14 protein-coding genes and 1 tRNA gene are annotated in these 16,918 nt (G+C 67.1%); 6 read left to right on the top strand and 9 right to left on the bottom strand.

Annotated features, from left to right (window positions below; genetic code table 11):
* The first annotated feature begins 44 nt into the window (after nt 1-44).
* The 6 genes from tpiA to D7Y13_RS00950 all read left to right on the top strand — a co-directional run bounded on the left by tpiA (nt 45) and on the right by D7Y13_RS00950 (nt 4,047).
* Complete coding sequence (tpiA, locus tag D7Y13_RS00970; RefSeq protein ID WP_120582470.1) at nt 45-815, top strand: triose-phosphate isomerase; 771 nt, start codon at nt 45-47, stop codon at nt 813-815.
* 85 nt (nt 816-900) lie between these two features.
* Nucleotides 901-1,332 (top strand): preprotein translocase subunit SecG, encoded by a 432-nt coding sequence (gene secG, locus D7Y13_RS00965; RefSeq protein ID WP_120582469.1) that lies wholly within the window; start codon nt 901-903, stop codon nt 1,330-1,332.
* A gap of 84 nt (nt 1,333-1,416) precedes the next feature.
* A tRNA-Leu gene (locus tag D7Y13_RS00960) sits at nt 1,417-1,498 on the top strand.
* A 151-nt stretch (nt 1,499-1,649) separates the two neighbouring features.
* On the top strand, nt 1,650-2,822 hold the full coding sequence (locus D7Y13_RS45590) for a Rossmann-fold NAD(P)-binding domain-containing protein (protein WP_158620284.1): 1,173 nt from the start codon (nt 1,650-1,652) through the stop codon (nt 2,820-2,822).
* Nucleotides 2,819-3,574, top strand: a complete 756-nt coding sequence (locus tag D7Y13_RS00955; protein WP_158620283.1) for a glycosyltransferase family 2 protein — start codon at nt 2,819-2,821, stop codon at nt 3,572-3,574. The genes D7Y13_RS45590 and D7Y13_RS00955 overlap by 4 nt, the downstream gene beginning before the upstream one ends.
* On the top strand, nt 3,571-4,047 hold the full coding sequence (locus D7Y13_RS00950) for an ATP-binding protein (RefSeq protein ID WP_147444188.1): 477 nt from the start codon (nt 3,571-3,573) through the stop codon (nt 4,045-4,047). Before D7Y13_RS00955 ends, D7Y13_RS00950 begins: the two co-directional genes overlap by 4 nt.
* A gap of 12 nt (nt 4,048-4,059) precedes the next feature.
* Here D7Y13_RS00950 and D7Y13_RS00945 read toward each other — a convergent pair whose 3' ends face one another.
* From D7Y13_RS00945 to D7Y13_RS00905, 9 genes are all read right to left on the bottom strand, one after another.
* The gene (locus D7Y13_RS00945; protein ID WP_233595315.1) at nt 4,060-5,004 is read right to left on the bottom strand and encodes an NAD-dependent epimerase/dehydratase family protein; all 945 of its coding nucleotides are present in this window, start codon (nt 5,002-5,004) and stop codon (nt 4,060-4,062) included.
* Between the two features lie 94 nt (nt 5,005-5,098).
* Nucleotides 5,099-6,022 carry a polysaccharide deacetylase family protein gene (locus tag D7Y13_RS00940; protein ID WP_158620282.1) on the bottom strand — a complete coding sequence of 308 codons (924 nt, stop codon included), beginning with the start codon at nt 6,020-6,022 and terminating at the stop codon, nt 5,099-5,101.
* Nucleotides 6,023-6,083: 61 nt separating this feature from the next.
* Complete coding sequence (locus D7Y13_RS45030) at nt 6,084-7,130, bottom strand: hypothetical protein (RefSeq protein ID WP_147444187.1); 1,047 nt, start codon at nt 7,128-7,130, stop codon at nt 6,084-6,086.
* Nucleotides 7,121-9,385 (bottom strand): arylamine N-acetyltransferase, encoded by a 2,265-nt coding sequence (locus D7Y13_RS00930; protein WP_158620281.1) that lies wholly within the window; start codon nt 9,383-9,385, stop codon nt 7,121-7,123. The genes D7Y13_RS45030 and D7Y13_RS00930 overlap by 10 nt, the downstream gene beginning before the upstream one ends.
* Nucleotides 9,386-9,411: 26 nt before the next feature.
* Nucleotides 9,412-10,344, bottom strand: coding sequence for a M20/M25/M40 family metallo-hydrolase (locus tag D7Y13_RS00925; protein ID WP_158620280.1), 933 nt, complete (start codon nt 10,342-10,344; stop codon nt 9,412-9,414).
* A 126-nt stretch (nt 10,345-10,470) separates the two neighbouring features.
* Nucleotides 10,471-11,340 (bottom strand): cupin-like domain-containing protein, encoded by an 870-nt coding sequence (locus tag D7Y13_RS00920; protein ID WP_120582461.1) that lies wholly within the window; start codon nt 11,338-11,340, stop codon nt 10,471-10,473.
* An 18-nt stretch (nt 11,341-11,358) separates the two neighbouring features.
* Nucleotides 11,359-11,676 (bottom strand): hypothetical protein, encoded by a 318-nt coding sequence (locus tag D7Y13_RS00915; protein WP_120531084.1) that lies wholly within the window; start codon nt 11,674-11,676, stop codon nt 11,359-11,361.
* A gap of 40 nt (nt 11,677-11,716) precedes the next feature.
* Nucleotides 11,717-12,493 (bottom strand): thioesterase II family protein, encoded by a 777-nt coding sequence (locus tag D7Y13_RS00910; RefSeq protein ID WP_120531083.1) that lies wholly within the window; start codon nt 12,491-12,493, stop codon nt 11,717-11,719.
* A gap of 26 nt (nt 12,494-12,519) precedes the next feature.
* Nucleotides 12,520-16,908: a type I polyketide synthase gene (locus D7Y13_RS00905; protein ID WP_120630620.1), complete on the bottom strand. Its 4,389-nt coding sequence runs from the start codon at nt 16,906-16,908 to the stop codon at nt 12,520-12,522.
* Between the last annotated feature and the right edge of the window lie 10 nt (nt 16,909-16,918).

Below are 16,918 nucleotides of genomic sequence, written 5' to 3'. Positions count from 1 at the left end.
ACGCACCCGCAGTTCCTCAAACGCTCGCTACCGGGGGAGACACCATGACGGCCCACGCTCGTCGGAAGATCGTCGCTGGCAACTGGAAGATGAACAAGGCGGTGCCGGAGGCGCTCGCGTTGGTGCGGGAGCTTCGCGGCGCGGTGGCGGCGCTGGGTGACACGGTGGAGGTGGTGATCGCGCCTCCGTTCGTGGCGTTGCAGCCCGTGCACATCGCGCTGGAGGGCGCGCCCATCCAGTTGGCGGCGCAGAACTGCCACTGGGAGGCGTCCGGCGCCTTCACCGGGGAGATCTCCGCGGGGATGGTGGCGGAGCTGGGGTGTGCCTACGTCATCGTGGGGCACTCGGAGCGCCGGCAGTTCTTCGGTGAGACGGACGCCACGGTGAACAAGCGGGCGAAGGCCGTGAAGGCCGCGGGCATGACGCCCATCGTCTGCGTGGGCGAGACGCTGGCCGAGCGCGAGGCGAACCAGACGCTGGAAGTGGTGGAGCGTCAGGTGCGCGGGGCGCTGGAGGGCTTCACGGCGGCGGACGTGGCGACGTTCGTGATGGCGTACGAGCCGGTGTGGGCCATCGGGACGGGCCGGACGGCGACGACGGCGCAGGCGCAGGAGGTCCACGCGGCGATCCGGGGCCTGCTGGGCCGGCTGTACGACGAGGGGACGGCGGGGCGGGTGCGCATCCAGTACGGCGGCAGCGTGAAGCCGGACAACGCGGCGGAATTGCTGGGACAGCCGGACGTGGACGGGGCGCTGGTCGGGGGAGCGAGCCTCAAGGCGGCCGACTTCGTGGCCATCGTGAAGGCAGCGGGCTAGAGGAAGTTATCCCAGTTGGAAGTTGTCACCCGTTGACCACTTTGTGTAGGGTGCGCCCTCTTTCCACGGAGCGTCTGGAAGCCCCATGCTGACCTTCTTTACGATCGTGCACGTCCTGCTCTGCGTGTTCATGATCTTCGTCATCTTGCTACAGCCGGGGAAGGACGCCGGCATGGGTTCCGCCCTGGGTGGCGGCGCCGCGACGAGCGCCTTTGGTGGGCGCGGAGCGGTGACCTTCCTGAGCAAGCTGACGGGCATCTGCGCCGGCTTGTTCTTCCTGACGTCGCTGGGCCTGTCGTTCGTGGGCCTGCGCGGTTCCGTGGCGGCGGGGGGCTCGGTCGCATCGCCTCCTCCGGCGGCCACGGCACCGGCGACGCCGGGTGCGGCCCCTGGTACGGGTGCGGCACCGGCGACGACGCCAGCGCCTGCGGTTCCGGGCAGTGTCGAGCAGGAGCGCACGGCGACCCCGCCGGCCGAGGGCCAGCCGGCTCCCGCGCCGACGACGCCCGCGCCGTAGTCGTCAGTTCGTTTCAAGCTCGCGCGTCGGTGATTTTGTCGTTGCGCGAGTCAGCGGGGTTCGGTAGATGAGCCCCGCGAGCAGGCCCAGGTGGTGGAATTGGTAGACACACCATCTTGAGGTGGTGGCGCCGTGAGGCGTGCGGGTTCGAGTCCCGCCCTGGGCACTCCGAAGAAGAGCCCCCGAATCGAAAGATTCGGGGGCTTTTTTCGTTTCGGTGGGTGGGCTCTGGTGATGCGGCCCTTCGCTCACTGACCATCAACGCAGCCAGGAGGCAGCGCGGTGAGAGGGGCGACGCCATTAGAGTCAGTCGTCCCATGGGCCGATCGCTCCAGATCATCTGTGACCCCAACCCGTTCTGTTACGGAGCCATCTCCGCGCTTCGGGCGCTGGCGCGTCATCTGCCGGAGGCCTCGTTCACGGTGCTGGCCACCGGGCCGGTGCGGGAGCAATGCGATCCTGCGACGTTCGACCGGGTTCTTCCTTGTGATGTGAAGGATCCCGCATCAGTGCGCCAGCATGCTTCCGTCCTAGCAGCCGCCGACCTGTATCTCGCCGTCTCCAACAACACCAATATCGGTCTCGTACAGGAGCTGAAGCTACCCCTGGTTTTCGTCGACATCCTGTTCTGGATGAAGCGACGGATGACTCCCGCCATGCGTCAGGCCAGTGGCTACATCATCGAGAACTTTCCGGGGGTGGATGAGGCCCTCGAACGGTATGGCCGGGGAATGATTGCGCCGAAGATTGTGGGGCCGCTCATCGCCAGCTCCCTACTCCGACAGCATCGGCGCGCCACGCCCCACCTCCTGGTGAATTACGGCGGCGCTTACTCCCCGGACATCATCCCTGGGAAGAACACCTGCTATCCGTCCACCATGACGCGCTTGCTGCGGGAGGTACTGCCTCTCGCAGGACTGGGCTTCGAGGCAGTGACTGTCGCAACTGGAGCAAAGGCTGTCGCACGCATCCGGGAAGAAGGTGCCGATGGCGGCCTGCGGGTGGAGACCTTGGCCCAGGAGCAGTATCTGGCCATGCTGGCCTCCTCCAGTCAGTTCCTGACCTCGCCGGGACTGAATGCGCCCTTCGAGGGTTTCGCGCTGGGCATCCCCACCAGTTTTCTCCCTCCCCAGAATCTCACGCAGGTCTGTCAGCTCGCCGTCTACCAGGAGCACGGACTGGCACCTCAAGGCCTGAACCTCACGGAGCTGTACCCGGATCATCCTGTTGATCCATTGGTTCCGGAGGCGGAGGGAACGGCCCGGCTGCTGGAGTTGGTGGCTCGCTTCGATGCCGACGTCAAGGCTCGGGCCTTGGTGCGCGAGCGGGTGGTGGCGCAACTCAACCGAAGCCCCTCGGAGCTTGTGCGACAGGTAACGGCTCAGGAGGTCTTCCTGCGGAGACTCGGTCCTCCAGGCGGCGCGGCAGCCGCCGAAGAGGTTCGGAGGATTCTGGCTGCCCAGCCATCTCGACAGCGAGCGCACCGGTGAGTCACTGCACGCTCTCCGTCATCATCCCGACACGACATCGTCCGGCCCTCCTGCGGCGAGCCTTGACCTGTGTGGCGGAACAGACCCGTCGTCCAGACGAGGTGTTCGTCATTGATGATGGAGACGTGCCCCATCCTTTCGTTCCCAGCGCAGGGGTGCGGTGGGTCCGTCACGAGGCGCCTCACGGGGCGGCGCGCGCCCGCAACCTGGGCGCTTCGCTGGCACAGGGACGGTTCCTTGCCTTCCTCGATGATGACGACGCCTGGGACCCTGCCTATCTGGCTGAGGCCGAACAGCTGGCGCTCACCGAGCGGCTGGATCTGGTGCTTACCGCCTTCCTCAAGGTCCGACAGCAGGAGGGCACGCAGGAGGTGGTGCCGGAAAAGGTTCCACCGGCCATCCTTCATCCGGACGACTTCCTGGTTCGCAATCCAGGTCTCCGGGGGTCGAACCTGTTCATCTCCCGAGCGGCGTTTCTCCAGTCGGGAGGTTTTGATCCAGCCCTGCCTTCCTTCCACGACATGGATCTCGGCATCCGGCTGGCATCACTTCCGGGGCTCCGGTACGGACGCAACACGCGACCTCGGGTGTATTTCCACGTTCATCCGGAACTCCGCCTGTCCACCGCGGGCTCGCCCACCAACGTGGCCGGAATGCGGGCTTTTCTCGTCAAGCACGCTGGGATCATGGGGCCCGAGCGGGTGTCTGCCTTCAGGGAGCGCGCGCGACGGTTGTTCGGGGTGGAGCCATGAAACGTCTGTCCTGGCTGGTGGGGCCTCCTGCTGCGGGGAAGACGACCTGGGCGCTGGGCCTCCAGGCCCTTTCTCCTGCGCCACGCGTCCTGGAACTCGCGCAGATGCTCCACCCCTTGGTCGACCCCACGAAGCCACGCCAGGGAATGATGCAGGCCAAGTCCCTGGTGATCCAGGCCATCCGGAGGGTGGAACTGGATCCCGCCAACGACGGGCTGCCTCCACTGGTTGTCATCATGGCGATGGTGGAGGAGAAGTCGCTGTTTCCCCTCTCCCAAGATGAGGAGGTCTTGCTGCTGCTTCCCCCGAAAGACGTCTGGGAACGCCAGTTCTTGGGACGTCTTCCCTTTCACATGCCCGGCAGTCGCCCCATGCGGCTGGATGATGCTCTCCATTGGTATGAAGAACATGCCCGGTGGAAGGCGCTGGGACTGCCGGTCACGCTGCTGACAGGGGCGCTTTCTCCGGGGTAGCGTCGTGCGCGCTCACCCGTCGCGCCACCAAGACTCTTCGCGCTCGGCATACCAGGCAACTGTCCGCCGAAGCCCTTGTTCGAAGGTCACGCTCGGGATCCAACCCAGGTCCCGCGCTGCTGCCGTGCCATCGGCCTGACTGTGCCGCGTATCCCCCCGACGCCAGGGTTCGTAGCGCGGAGGCTGCACACGCTTCAAGAGGGTGGCGATCGCCTCGTGGAGCGCCTGGACGGAGATCCGTCCCCCTGCGGCGATGTTGTACACGTTTCCGAAACAAGCCTCCCCCGCGACCAACGCTCGCAGGTTCGCCACGACCACGTTCTCCACATAGCTGAAGTCGCGCGTCTGCTCCCCATCTCCATGGATGACGCATTCGCCTCCGCGCAGGCTGGCTTCGATGAATCGGGGGACGACTGCCGCATAGGGAGAGTGGGGCCTCTGCCGGGGGCCAAAGACATTGAAGAAGCGCAGGCCTACCGTCGGGAGCCCGAACCCGCGTGTCCAGGCCTGGGCGAGTTGCTCCAGAGCCGCCTTTGTCGCCGCGTAGGGGCTGCCTGCGGCCATCGGTTGGTCCTCCCGTTTTGGCAGCGTCATGGATGCTCCGTATACGGAACTGCTGCTCGCGTAGACGACTCGTGACACGCCGGCGGCCCGCGCGGCCTCCAGCACATTGAGGGAGCCCATCACGTTGACGTCAACCACCGACTTGGGATCGTGCAGCGATCTCTGCACGGAATTGAGGGCCGCCAGGTGCACGACGGCCTCGCAGTGACGCATCCCCCTGGTGCACAACTCCGGGTCGAGGATCGAGCCCACGAGGATCTCCAGACGGGGTTCACGCGCTGGAAGGTTGTCCATTCGTCCCGCCGACAGGTCATCAAGGACGACGACTTCGCGCCCTTCACAGAGCAGGGCTTCCACCACATGGGAGCCGATGAATCCGGCGCCACCGGTCACCAGTACGCACTTCCTCATGTCCGTATCACCGGTAATCCGTGGGCGAGGGCCAGGACTCCGCGAGCATCGTACACGGGCATCCGCAAGGGGAGTCTCAAGCGGCGCCCCCACTTGGAGCAGGAGGGACGGCGACCCGTGGATGCCAGGGAGTCACGAACTCCCGGGGCAATCGGAAGAGGGCTGACTCGCGCGTGACGGCTCCCGGAACGCAGGTGAGGGCACACGTGGCACCTGCCTGCGCGACGCGATGTTCGGTGGCCGGATCGAAGGCGCCATCCGGATATGCGAACGGCGCAGGGTGCCCGCCCGACAGTCTCGCAACCCATGCCAGGGCATTGGAAATCTCCAACGCCGCCTCGGCCTTGCTCAAGACTGGCAGGTGCTGATGGCTCACTCCGTGTCCGCCCAGCAGATGCCCGGCCGACGCCAATCCCTCCAACTCACGCTCCGAGGGGTAGAGCGTTTTTGCCAGCCCATCAGGCACCTCGATACGCAGTGCCTGCGCCAGCTCCCGAAGAACCTCACGGACCTGGGCACGCTCGCCCCGTACCACGAAGCGCTTCAACGCTCCGGTGACCAATGTGCTCTTGCCCTCTTGGCTTTCGAGGGAGCCCTGCACCAGGGTGCCATCGGGCAGTGGGCACTCGAAGCGTGGGCACTCTGCATGGTCGAGCAGCCAATAGAAGACATCCACCGGATGGGCCTCCTTCGCCTCCGAGAGGAACGCCGGACAGACGAAGAAGGTCGCGCGGTGCCCCTGCTCCTCAAGCCTGGGTGCGACAACCTCTCCCCACTCGCGGTAACCATCATCGAAGGTGAGCACCTGCCCCGGAGGAGGTGGTTCCCCGCGACTGAGTGCATCCACCACCTCATCAAGCGCTCGGAAGGGGCCAGTCTCCAGCACCCGGCCGAATTCTTCAGGCGTGAGTGCCGTTCCACGCAGCCGGTAGCAGGACGGCAGACTAAACGCCGTTGGCTGGTTCGGCATCACCCGATGCAGCATGAGCACGTGGGTCATTGGTCCTCCCCTGTCACAGGCTGTCGCGTTCTCGGCAGTCTGCTCCCGACGCACGCTCATCTCAGGTCTCCAATGGCAGGATGCTATAGATTTTGGAGTGCCGTTCGCCGTCAGTGAGATCTACGCGCGCGAGCAGGCGTCCTTCGGAAAGCTCCAACAACAGCAGGGAGGTCTCCGTGCCTTCTGGATCCCGATCCGCCCAGTGATGGCGAGGCATTCGATTTCGTCGGAGCTCCGTGAGTCCCACGACCAGCAGGCGGCCATTCGTCCACAATCCTCGGCACCAGCCCGCATGGCCCGTCTCGAAGACGCTGCGTCGCACCTTGGACTCTCCCGCGACCCGGCCATCCCTCATTGGGGCGGTGTGCACCCGCCCGTCGATGGTTGTCAGCCAGAACGTGTCGGCTGAGAGGAAGCCGTCGTGGGGGTTCATCCCGGCCAGGGTCAACACCGTCTCGAATGTGCGGAGATCGCGCACCGTGCCATCGTAAAGACAGGTTACCAGTGTCTGCGTCAAGGTCGGGCAGACATGGTTCGGATGGAGGTGGTCTGGAACCTTGAGTCGGGCAAAGGGTGCGCCTCCCCGCTGGGCCCCGAGATCATGGTAGCCATCCCCTGGCCGCGGTGAGGGCCACTGAGCTGGAGCCTCGCCGCTCCAACCGGTGTTCAACACCTCATCCCAATGGGCCGGATCCTGTCCTCCCATCCTCCGATGGTTTGCCCAGGTTGGCAGTAATGCATGTGAGCCGATGAAGCGCCCCTCCAGGTTGAGGAGGTCCACGGCATCCAGACCCGTATTGGCGATGTACAAGCGTCCTGACGACTCGGAGACGTGATGGATGTCATTGAAGCTTGGCTGATGCAGCACCCCCGAGACCTCCGCTCGTGACAGGTCGACGCGGACAACGGCACAGTGCGCGGCGACGTAGAGGTGACCATCGCTTGCCCTGCACCCACCCGCAAAGCCCTTACGTGGCACGTGCAGGTGCTCCGGGGGGATCCAGCGGATGAATGGCTCCGCCCGCTCACTCTCCAGGTCGACGTGCCAGACAACCCCTTCGCCGGAGGAATCAAAGTACCCGCCGGTGACGAGGAATTTCAGTCCCATGTCGTCCTCCAGGTTGGCAGGATCGAGACCACGTGCCGCGCGAAGTCCGCCAGTCGTTCAGGCAGCGATGGATCCGCGAGTGCGTCCACGGCGCCCGCCAGCAGTTCTACCTGCTCTAGCGCGACAGCGCAGGCCCGGGCCGTCGCGGCATCTTCCTCGTCGCGCCACCACCATGCCTCGGGACGGGTCAGCGCGCTCCGGGCCTGCTCTGCCTCCCGCCGCAAGGCTTCCCGTCCGTGGGCGAGCAGGTCGCGCCGTGAAGAGACCTCTTGCTCGACAGCGGGGGGGGGCTCGGGGGACTTGTGTTCCAGGAGCCTTGCGAGCACCACGCCTCGCTCCTGGCCTTCCACGAAACCACGAAGCGCGATGACGTCCGGTTGATGTGTGGCGAGCGGCGAGTTTCCATCCCCGTCGCGGCGACCGTGGAGCAGGTCCAGCTCCGCCTGCACGAGACGGAGCAGGGGCTCCCGCGCGATAAGGTGGGCCCAGAGCGTGTCGGCACGTCGAGTCATCACCCCATCCTCGCCACGAAGCACGGGGTAGGGTGCCGCCACAAGTGCGTCCAGGTCGAGGAACAGCGCGTTGCCCCCCCGGTGGCGGCTCGGTGCCAGGGTCTCTACCGGCTGGTAGAGCACGGGGCGGGTGACCTGCTGCCCGTGAGGCACCCGGGTGAACGCCACGCAGAGGGTTCGGAAGGCGTCTCGCACCCGCCAGGGCGCACGTCCCGGCGGCGTCCAGGGAAAGGCTGCCCGGAGGTGATCCGCCGAGCCTCGGGCATGATCGTAGTAGTAGTCGGGCAGGTGGCGAGGCCCCGGTGCGGGAGCCCAGTTTGTGTTGGGCTCTCGTTCCGCCATCTCCCGGAGGTTGCCGGCCAGGTCATGCATCTGGACGCGGAGGGTCGCATAGCCCGGAATGGGAGGGGCCCCCGTGCAGGTGCCAAGCGCGACGGATACCTCAGGGTGCTGTGCCCAGAGCGCTTCGACCCGGTCGAGCAGGTCCTTCACGGGTTCCTCCACGAACCCTTCGGATGTGCCACGAAGCCTTCGGAAGGACAGGTCGTCATCCAGCATCCAGACGGCCACCGGCCCTCCGCCATCGCCTGGGTGAGGCAGCCCGAGAACGCCCGTGCGCAAGTGCTCGTGTAGGAGCGATGTCTGGAGGGCGCGGGAGGCGCCAATGGGGAGCGGGACATTGAGGCCGCAGGGGAGCAGGCCGCATCGCTGGGATGGGGCGAGGCGCTTAAGTTCGTCGCGTGCCTTCAGGCGGGTGACTTGAAGTCCCCTGCTGCGGGAACTCTCAAGTATCACTTCGAGCGCCGCTTCGCGTTCCTGATCTCGTCCTTGCCCGTTGTCTAGGATGAGCACTCCCACCGAGCCCTCCTCACGAGCGCCGAGGTTCCCAATGAGGGACTCGAGCAACTCCGCAGTGCTTTCGGCTCGGTCGGTGACGGCCAATGACACGATGATGCGCGGGGAAGGGCGGGGATTCCGGACTCCCTCCAAGAGGTCGGGGACTCGCCGCCGCAATGCATGGAGGGCTTGTCGGATCAACGACTCGGGCAGCCCGAAGGTGATGTGCAGCAACTCGGCCATGGCCTCCCATCCAGGCACCGGACGCGTGCTTGCGAGTCCGCCCGCGAAACGTTGATAGCGGCCATCCTGGACCGAAGCCAGGGCCCACTCGCTCAGCCTGACTGCTTGGAGTGAAGGGCTGGTCTCGGGTTGAAAGAATGAGTCATGCGAACGGGGCTCCGGCGTGAGGCGATAGACGGTCTCCCCCTGTCCATTGGGCAGGGTACGCCGCAGCCGGTGTCCTTCGTGCCCATCCCGTTCGAAGCGAAAGGTGGTTCCGTAAGCAGTGAAGTCAAATCCTGCTCCGTCCAGGGGGAGCGGATGCATGCAGGGATGCCCACTTCCGACATCGACGATGAATCTTCCTTCTGGCAGTCGGACCACCCCGACCACATGGTTGCCGGTTTCGCGAACGGTGGCTCCCGCGAGCCACGCCTCAAAGCCCAGGGTTCGAAGGAGCGCGATGAATGGAGTTGTCAGCAGGTGGCAGGTGCCGCCAAGCCCGGCGAGGTTTCCCTCCACCGCCGCCTCGACCGGAGAATCTCCGGGAGCAGTTGCTTCTCCGGCCAGCAGCGCGAGGTTGTGGAACGGCAGCGCGCGGAGGTGGGCCCGCAGCAGAGAGGACAGTCCATTGGCATCCAGCGAGACACCGGGGTTGCCAAGTCGCGCGAGGTACGCTCGCACTGTCTCTGGTCCGAGTCGAGGCAGCATCAGGCCCCCCGAAAGGGAAGCTGCTTGATCCACTGGAACACCGCCCGCAGCTCCTCGGCATGGAGCGGGAAGGTCCACAGGGGGACTGACTCATTCGCGTCATGGATGCGGGAGTGTGAGTCATTGACGCCTAGCGCGAAATAGCGGGCACCCACCGGGAGGCTCTGGTTGAAGGGGCATCCACCCAAAACCGCCGCTTTGTTCAGTCCACGCACCTCCAGTCGAGCGCTAATCCCCCAACATCCGGCGAGCTGACCCAGGCTGTCGATCAGGGCCTGCAGCGCTACATCGGGGGGCTCGCTTCCCGTGCGTTCCGGGCCGATCTTGCGAGCAATAAGCCGGAGTGTTCCGTCCTCATGGTCGTGGTATCCGGTCTCGTCCAGCCAGAGGTCGGCTTCGATTCCTGGCAGTCGCTTGCCCATGATTCGTCGGGCCGCCGATGAGCCGGTTTCTTCTTCACCCTGGATGAACCAGGTCAGCGCTGGTGTGTCCTCGATGAGGGCCAATGCCACGAGGCGAGCGGTGAGAGCACCTTTGTTGTCACTCACACCCTGACCCCACCAGCGACCGTCCCTTTCGAGCAATACAGGCGCTTGAGTGGGGCCACCGTGTGTTCCATGAAGGCGGGAGGTCACATCATAGTGGCCGTACATTACCACATGCCCTCCCATGCCTCGGGCTGGCCGGTGTGCTTCGAGCAGGGCCGGGGCTTCGTCGATGGGCCGATGCAATTGGCAATCGAAACCCAGCGCAGAGAGGCGTCCTTCAAGCCATCTCGTGCACGCCTCGTGATCCGCACCCTTGGGGGTCGTGTCGAACGAAAGCAGTGCCTCCAACGCCTCCCGCACTCCAGGAAGGAGGCGCTCCAACTCCATCTCGATCGATGCCTCGTCGGTGAGAATGAATCCCTTCTCGGACTGGCGCTTGCGCATGCCCCTCCTCCCGTGGCCGGGCATTTGGGACTCTCGCGCCACGGACCGGGCGGCAGTATAGCCTCGTGACTCCTGACTGCTGCCGCTTCCGGCACTACCGCTTCAGCCGCCTGGCTCTGATAGGTGTCAGCCCTTGTCGCCGTAGTAGCCACGGCGGATGGACTTCTTCTTCAGGCCCTTCACGAAGCCCTTGGCCAGTGACGGCACGAGCACCGGGCCAATCCGGCCCAGCATCGAATAGGTCCACCACCACAGGTTCGTGGAGATGGAGGCCTCCGTGGTGAGCACCCGGTGCCACCAGCCGTAGGGCACATACAGAATCTCCCCGGCCTCCAGCGTGAAGTCGTAGTCCGGCGCCACGCCGTTGGGCAGCACGTCTGGATTGCCTCCGCCGGGCACCAGGTCGTACTCACTGACCACCGACCAGACGAAGTCCAGCTTCCGGGGCCGCAGCTGCGCGTCTCTCGCCGGGGAGTAGAGCTGCCATTGCTTGCTGCCGACAATCTGGGCGTGCAGGTTGTGCGCGCGGTCCAGGTGCAGCTGCGTGAAGGACCCCTTGGGCCCCATGAAGAAGAGCTGCTCCGTCAGGCGCTTCTGGGACGCGTAGTTGGGGAAGCGCAGGTCAGCCAGCAGCTCCGGCAGGACGGCGTACATGTCCTTGCCGATGAGGTAGCCCACCTCCGGCTCGTTCCGGGCCTTCAGCGCGTCCACGTACTCGCGCAGCTTCACCTTCTTCACCGTGCCGGTGCGCTTCACGGAGGTCTTGTCTCCGTGCGCGTACTTGAGCCACTCCACCGTCACTTCCTTGTCGCCGTGCGCGTCGCGGAAGTAGTCGAACGTCCACTTCGCCGTGGAGGGCCAGTCCTTCATGGCGTCCACGAAGATGACCGGCTTATCCAGGCCGCCGATGCTGGCGTAGAACTCCTGGCGGGACATCATCGGGATGCGCTCGGGCGCTTGCGGCTCGGGGCGCTTCATCGCGGCACTGGTGCTCATGGGGGCTCCCGGCCTTTCTCAGGCTTCCTGCGGCGCGGCGGCCTTCTTCAGCCGCTCGAAGTTGTTGTCGATGCCGTGTCGCACGTCCGCGAGCATGTGCACCTCGAACTCCTGGTAGGGGAACGAGGGCCACTCGCGCAGCCGCGTCAACAACGCCTCGTGCGACTCGGCGTTGAGGATGCACATGCCCATCTTGGGCAGCACGTAGTACGCGCAGTCCATGGTGCCATCCATCAGCCGCGCGCCGACCCAGTCGCGCACGTCGCGGTTGAGGGCGACCGGATCCGGGGGCTGCGGGCCGCTCTGACGATCCTTGGCGAAGATGAGGAACTTCATCGCTGCAGACTCCTTGAGTTGAGGAAGGGGAAAGGGTGCTTCAGGCCGCCCGAGCGGAACCCGCAGGGCTCGCGAGCGCTCGGCGCAGGGCCTGCAAAAGTCCCCGGGGCGTGTCCCGGAGGAAGAAGTGGTCGCCCAGGAAGGAGCGGGCCGTGAACGGACCGCGCGTCTGCTCGCGCCAGCCCTCCAGGTGGTGCTCCTGCACGTAGTCCTCGCTGCCCCGGAACGCGGACACCGGGCACTCCAGCGGAGCCTCCTCGGTGTACTGGTAGCTTTCGCAGACGGCCGTGTCCGCCAGCAGCGACGGCAGGACCAACTGCTTCAGCTCCTCGCCCATCGACTCGGGGATGCCCCGCTCGGTGAGCAGGGCCCGCACCACTTCCGGATCCGCTTCGTGCGTCCGTGCCTTGGGCGGGGTGCGCGTCAGCAATTGCGGCGCGGTGTAGCTTGCGAGGAACAGGTGCAGCGGCTCGGGGAGCCCGTGGCGGCGCAGAGCCCGGGCCAGCTCGAAGGCCAGGAGCGCCCCCATGCTGTGACCGAACAGGGCGAAGGGCTTGTCCTGCCGCGCTCGCACCACGTCCACCAGTTGCTCCACCAGCGCGGGCACCTCCGTGAGGGGCGTCTCGCGCAGGCGGTTCTCCCGGCCCGGGAGCTGGACGGGGAGCACCTCCACGTCGGGCGCCAGGTGCGGTGCCCACGTGCGGAACAGCGAGGCCCCTCCGCCTGCATGCGGCAGGCAGAACAGGCGCACGCGCGCCTCCGGCCTCGGGGTGTGGTGGGAGAGCCAGGACTCGGTGGCGTTCGGGGTGGGCTCCATGGCGGATCTCGAAAGGGCGGGGCGGTTCAGGGGGCGCCGAGGACGCGGCGGTAGAGGGCGATGTTGGCGGTGATCATCCGCTCCAGGCCGAAGAGGTCGGCCACGCGGCGCTGGCCTGCGTCGCCCAGCTTCCGGGCGCGTGCCGGATCGTTCAGGAGGGCGAGCGTGGCGTTGGCGAGCTGCGCGACTTCCACTTCATGCAGCTCGCTGCCGGAGACGGGGCGGACGGGGACGTGGAGGCCGGACTCTCCGTGCTGGAGGATCTCCGACAACCCTCCGACGTCGGTGGCCACCAGCGGGACGCCGGAGGCCATGGTCTCGATGGCGGTGTAGCCGAAGGGCTCGTAGATGGACGGCACCACCGCTACGTCCGCGATGCGGTGCAGGAGCCCCAGTTGCGAGCGCGGCAGCTTGCCCAGCAGCTTGATGCGGCCGAGCAGGGGCGCGTATTGCTCGCGCAACTGGTGAACCATCTGCGTGGACTCGCGCGAGTCCGTGCCGCCCGCGAGCAGGTAGACGGTGTCCGGCCTCGCGGCGAGCACGCGCTCGGCGGAGGCGAAGAGCGCGGGGATGCCCTTCATCGGGTGGAGGCGCCCGGTGTAGAGGACGACGCGCGTCTCTGGCCCCGCCACCGTGGCGCGCAGCTTCGCGAAGGCGTCCGCGCCGTGCGGTGACTTCATGAAGGGCTCCAGCTCCATCGCGCAGTGGATGGTGTGGAGCTTCTCCAAAGGCAGGCGGTACTGCTCGCGGATGAGCGTGCTCATGGAGGCGCTCACGGACACGACGTGGGTGCCGCCGTCGTAGAAGCTGCGCTCCTGTTCGACGATCTCCGGGTCCGGCTGTTGTCCCCACCACCGCTCCACGGGCTCGGAGATGTAGTGGCTGGTGCCGATGACGGGCACGCCTGACTCACGGCCCAGCCGGCGCGCGGCCTCGTGTGTATGCCATTGGTGGAAGTGCAGGAGGTCCGGCTTCTCCTCCGCGATGCGCGCGCGGCCGTACTGGTACAGGTCCTCGTTGAAGGCGCGGATGCCCTGCACCAGCGTCAGGTGCGCCGCCTGGGCGAAGCTCGCCTTGCCGGGCGGCACCATGTGCACCGTCACGCCGTTGGGCTGGCGCACGACGCGGGCTTCCCCGGGCGTATAGGACAGCACCGTCACCCGGTGGCCGGAGCGCGCGAGCCCGTTGGCCAGCTCATAGACATACGTGCCCACGCCGCCCGCGATGTTGGGCGTGTACTCCATGGCCAGGATGAGCACGTGGAGCGGCCGGGTGCTTGCGGATGTCTGGACGGCCACGCCGGTGGGCGCTTCCGGCTCCCTGGGCGCGGCCTGCTGCTCCTGGAGCGCGGTCAGCGCACGCACGAGGGCATCCTTCGCCGCGTCCTCGTGCCGAGGCTCCTGGGCCACGCCCAGGTTGTTCAGGAGCGCCGCGAGCTGGCTGGCGGTAGGGGCTTCGAACAGCGACTGGAGCGGCACCGTCACGCCGAAGGTGTCGCGCAATCGCCCGACGACGGCGGTGGCCAGCAGCGAGTGGCCCCCCAGGTCGAAGAAGCTGTCGTGGATGCCCACCGGGTCGATGCCCAGCACGTCCTGGAGGATGCGGACGATGGCGCCCTCCTGCTCGGTGCGGGGCGCGACGTAGGTGGTGCGCAGCGCGGGACGCGGGTGCTGGGTCGCGGACACATCCGGAACCACGGTGGCCGCGGAGACTTCCGTCGACACCCCGGTGGCCACCGTCGGGACGTGGCTGGCCTCAATCCAGTAGCGGCGCCGCTCGAAGGGGTAGGTCGGCAGCGGTATGCGGCGGCGGGACTCGCCCCGGTGGTAGCGCTTCCAGTCCGGCTCCACGCCCTCCATCCACAACTGGCCCATCGCCCCATGCAGCACGTTCAGGTCGGACTGCGCGTCGTCCGGATGGCGCAGGGTGGTGATGGCCGATACGCGGACGCCTCGCACTTTCCCCAACTGGTTGGCGAAGGTGGTGAGGGTGCGGCCTGGCCCGACTTCGAGCAGCACCCGGTCGGGCTGCTGGAGCAGCGTCTCCAGGCCCGCGGCGAAGCGCACGGCCTGACGCAGGTGCGTGGCCCAGTACTTCGGCGAGGTGGCTTCCGCCGGGGTGATCCACGTCCCGGTGACGTTGGACACGTAGGGGATGCGCGGGGCCTTGAGCGTGAGCTTTCGCACCCGGGCGGCGAACGGCTCCAGGAGGGGCTCCATCATCCCCGAGTGGAAGGCGTGCGACGTCTTCAGCACCCGGCAGGCCACCTTCCTGTCGAGGAGCTGGACCCGGAGCGCTTCCACGGCGGGCGTGGGGCCCGCGACGACGCAGAAGGAGGGCGCGTTGACCGCCGCCAGCGACACGTCCGGGGGCAGGAGCGGCGACAGCTCCGCTTCCGGCAGCGCCACGGACAGCATCGTGCCGCCCGGCAGCTCCTGCATCAGCTGGCTGCGCTCCACCACCAGCTTGAGCGCGTCCTCCAGCGAGAAGACGCCCGCGAGGCAGGCCGCGACGTACTCACCGACGCTGTGGCCGATCATCGCCTGTGGCTCGATGCCCCAGGACATCCACAGCTTCGCGAGCGCGTACTCCACGGTGAACAGCGCGGGCTGCGTCACCCGCGTCGTTTCGAGCTGGCGTGCGGCGTCGGCCGTGGCCTCCGTGGCGGGGTAGAGCACCTGCCGCAGGTCGAAGCCCAGGTAAGGCTTCAGCAGCGCCGCGCAGGCGTCCACCTGCTCGCGGAACACCGGCTCGCCCCGGTACACGTCCGCCGCCATCCGCACGGACTGCGTGCCCTGTCCCGGGAAGAGGAAGACCACGGGCCTCGCCGTGCGCTCCTCGGTGCCGGTGAGCTGACGCCGCGCGCGCGACTCGCCCGCGAGCGCTTCCACCGCGTCCGACACGCTGTCGCAGACCACCGCCCGCCGGTGCGCGAACCGCCGACGCCCCGTCTGGAGGGTGTGGGCCACGTCGGCCAGGGAGGTCGTGGGCCGCGCGCGCAGGTGTGCGGCGAGGTTCGCGGTCATCGCGTCCAACGCCGTGGGCGTCTTCGCGGACAGGACCAGCAACTGCGTCGCACGCGCGGCGGGAGCGGTGTCCCTCGCCGGAGCCTCTTCCAACACGAGGTGCGCGTTGGTGCCGCCCATGCCGAACGCGCTGACACCCGCGCGGCGCGGCTCCTTGCCGGCCTTCCACTCCTTCAGGTCCGTGTTGACGAAGAAGGGGCCGTTGTTCCAGGGGATGTGCGGGTTGGGTTGCTCGAAGTGGAGGCTGGGCGGCAGCTTGCGGTGACGCAGCGCCAGCACCGTCTTGATCAATCCGGCGACGCCGGCCGCCGCATCCAGGTGACCGATGTTCGCCTTCACCGAACCCAGGGCACAGGAGCGCTTCGGCGCATCGGTGCCACCGAAGGCCTTGTTGAGCGCCTGGACCTCGATGGGGTCTCCCAGCGAGGTGCCGGTGCCGTGCGCTTCGACGTACGCGATGGACTCCGGGGAGACGTCCGCGCTGCCCAGGGCTTCGGCGATGACCTCCGCCTGTCCGTCCACGCTGGGCGCGGTGTAGCCCACCTTGTTCGCGCCATCGTTGTTGACGGCCGAGCCCTTGATGACCGCGTGGATGAAGTCCCCGTCCGCCAGCGCATCCGACAGGCGGCGCAGCGCCACCACGCCCGCGCCGCTGCCAAAGACGATGCCCCGCGCGTCCGCGTCGAAGGGCCGGCAGTGGCCGTCCGGTGAGAGGATGCCGCCCTCGATGAACGGGTAGCCGTACTGCTGCGTGAGGTTGATGGAGACGCCGCCCGCGAGCGCCAGGTCGCACTCGCCATTGAGCAGGCTCTGGCAGGCGACGTGGACCGCGACGAGCGACGTGGAGCAGGCGCTCTCCACGTTGAAGCTGGGCCCCTTCAGATCCAACTTGTAGGAGACGCGCGTGGTGAGGAAGCTGCCGGCGTTGCCCAGGTTGAGCTGGAGCGGATCCACCGAGCGCAGCACCGTCGGATTGGAGGCCAGGTTCACCAGCAGGTAGGTGCTCAGGGCCGCGCCGCCGAAGACGCCCACGAGCAGCTCTTCGTCCGGCGTGCCCCGGTGGCCCGCGCCTTCCAGGGCCTCCCAAGCGCACTCCAGGAAGAGGCGCTGCTGCGGATCCATCAGCTCCACCTCGCGCGGGGTGTAGCTGAAGAAGCCGGCGTCGAAGCGGGTGCAGTCCTCCAGCCGTGCCGCCGCCTTCACGAAGCCTGGCGTGCGCAGCAGCGTGGGGTCCGCGCCGAGCGCGAGCAGCTCTTCATCCGTGTACCGGACGATGGACTCGACGCCGTCGCAGATGTTGCGCCAGTACTCGTCCAGGTCCTTCGCGCCGGGAAAGCGTCCCGCGATGCCGACGATGGCGACTTCAGCGCCGGTCAAGGTGTCCGCCATGAGGTGACTC

This window comes from Corallococcus praedator, assembly GCF_003612125.1.
GTDB classification, from domain to species: domain Bacteria; phylum Myxococcota; class Myxococcia; order Myxococcales; family Myxococcaceae; genus Corallococcus; species Corallococcus praedator.
This window is presented reverse-complemented; position numbering and strand designations above follow the sequence as displayed.

What these genes read in the sequence shown, in the direction of transcription:
- tpiA (WP_120582470.1), top strand. Translation starts at nt 45, where the DNA reads ATGACGGCCCACGCTCGTCGGAAGATCGTCGCTGGCAACTGGAAGATG.
- secG (WP_120582469.1), top strand. Translation starts at nt 901, where the DNA reads ATGCTGACCTTCTTTACGATCGTGCACGTCCTGCTCTGCGTGTTCATG.
- D7Y13_RS45590 (WP_158620284.1), top strand. Translation starts at nt 1,650, where the DNA reads ATGGGCCGATCGCTCCAGATCATCTGTGACCCCAACCCGTTCTGTTAC.
- D7Y13_RS00950 (WP_147444188.1), top strand. Translation starts at nt 3,571, where the DNA reads ATGAAACGTCTGTCCTGGCTGGTGGGGCCTCCTGCTGCGGGGAAGACG.
- D7Y13_RS00940 (WP_158620282.1), bottom strand. Translation starts at nt 6,022, where the DNA reads ATGACCCACGTGCTCATGCTGCATCGGGTGATGCCGAACCAGCCAACG.
- D7Y13_RS45030 (WP_147444187.1), bottom strand. Translation starts at nt 7,130, where the DNA reads ATGGGACTGAAATTCCTCGTCACCGGCGGGTACTTTGATTCCTCCGGC.
- D7Y13_RS00925 (WP_158620280.1), bottom strand. Translation starts at nt 10,344, where the DNA reads ATGCGCAAGCGCCAGTCCGAGAAGGGATTCATTCTCACCGACGAGGCA.
- D7Y13_RS00920 (WP_120582461.1), bottom strand. Translation starts at nt 11,340, where the DNA reads ATGAGCACCAGTGCCGCGATGAAGCGCCCCGAGCCGCAAGCGCCCGAG.
- D7Y13_RS00915 (WP_120531084.1), bottom strand. Translation starts at nt 11,676, where the DNA reads ATGAAGTTCCTCATCTTCGCCAAGGATCGTCAGAGCGGCCCGCAGCCC.
- D7Y13_RS00910 (WP_120531083.1), bottom strand. Translation starts at nt 12,493, where the DNA reads ATGGAGCCCACCCCGAACGCCACCGAGTCCTGGCTCTCCCACCACACC.
- D7Y13_RS00905 (WP_120630620.1), bottom strand. Translation starts at nt 16,908, where the DNA reads ATGGCGGACACCTTGACCGGCGCTGAAGTCGCCATCGTCGGCATCGCG.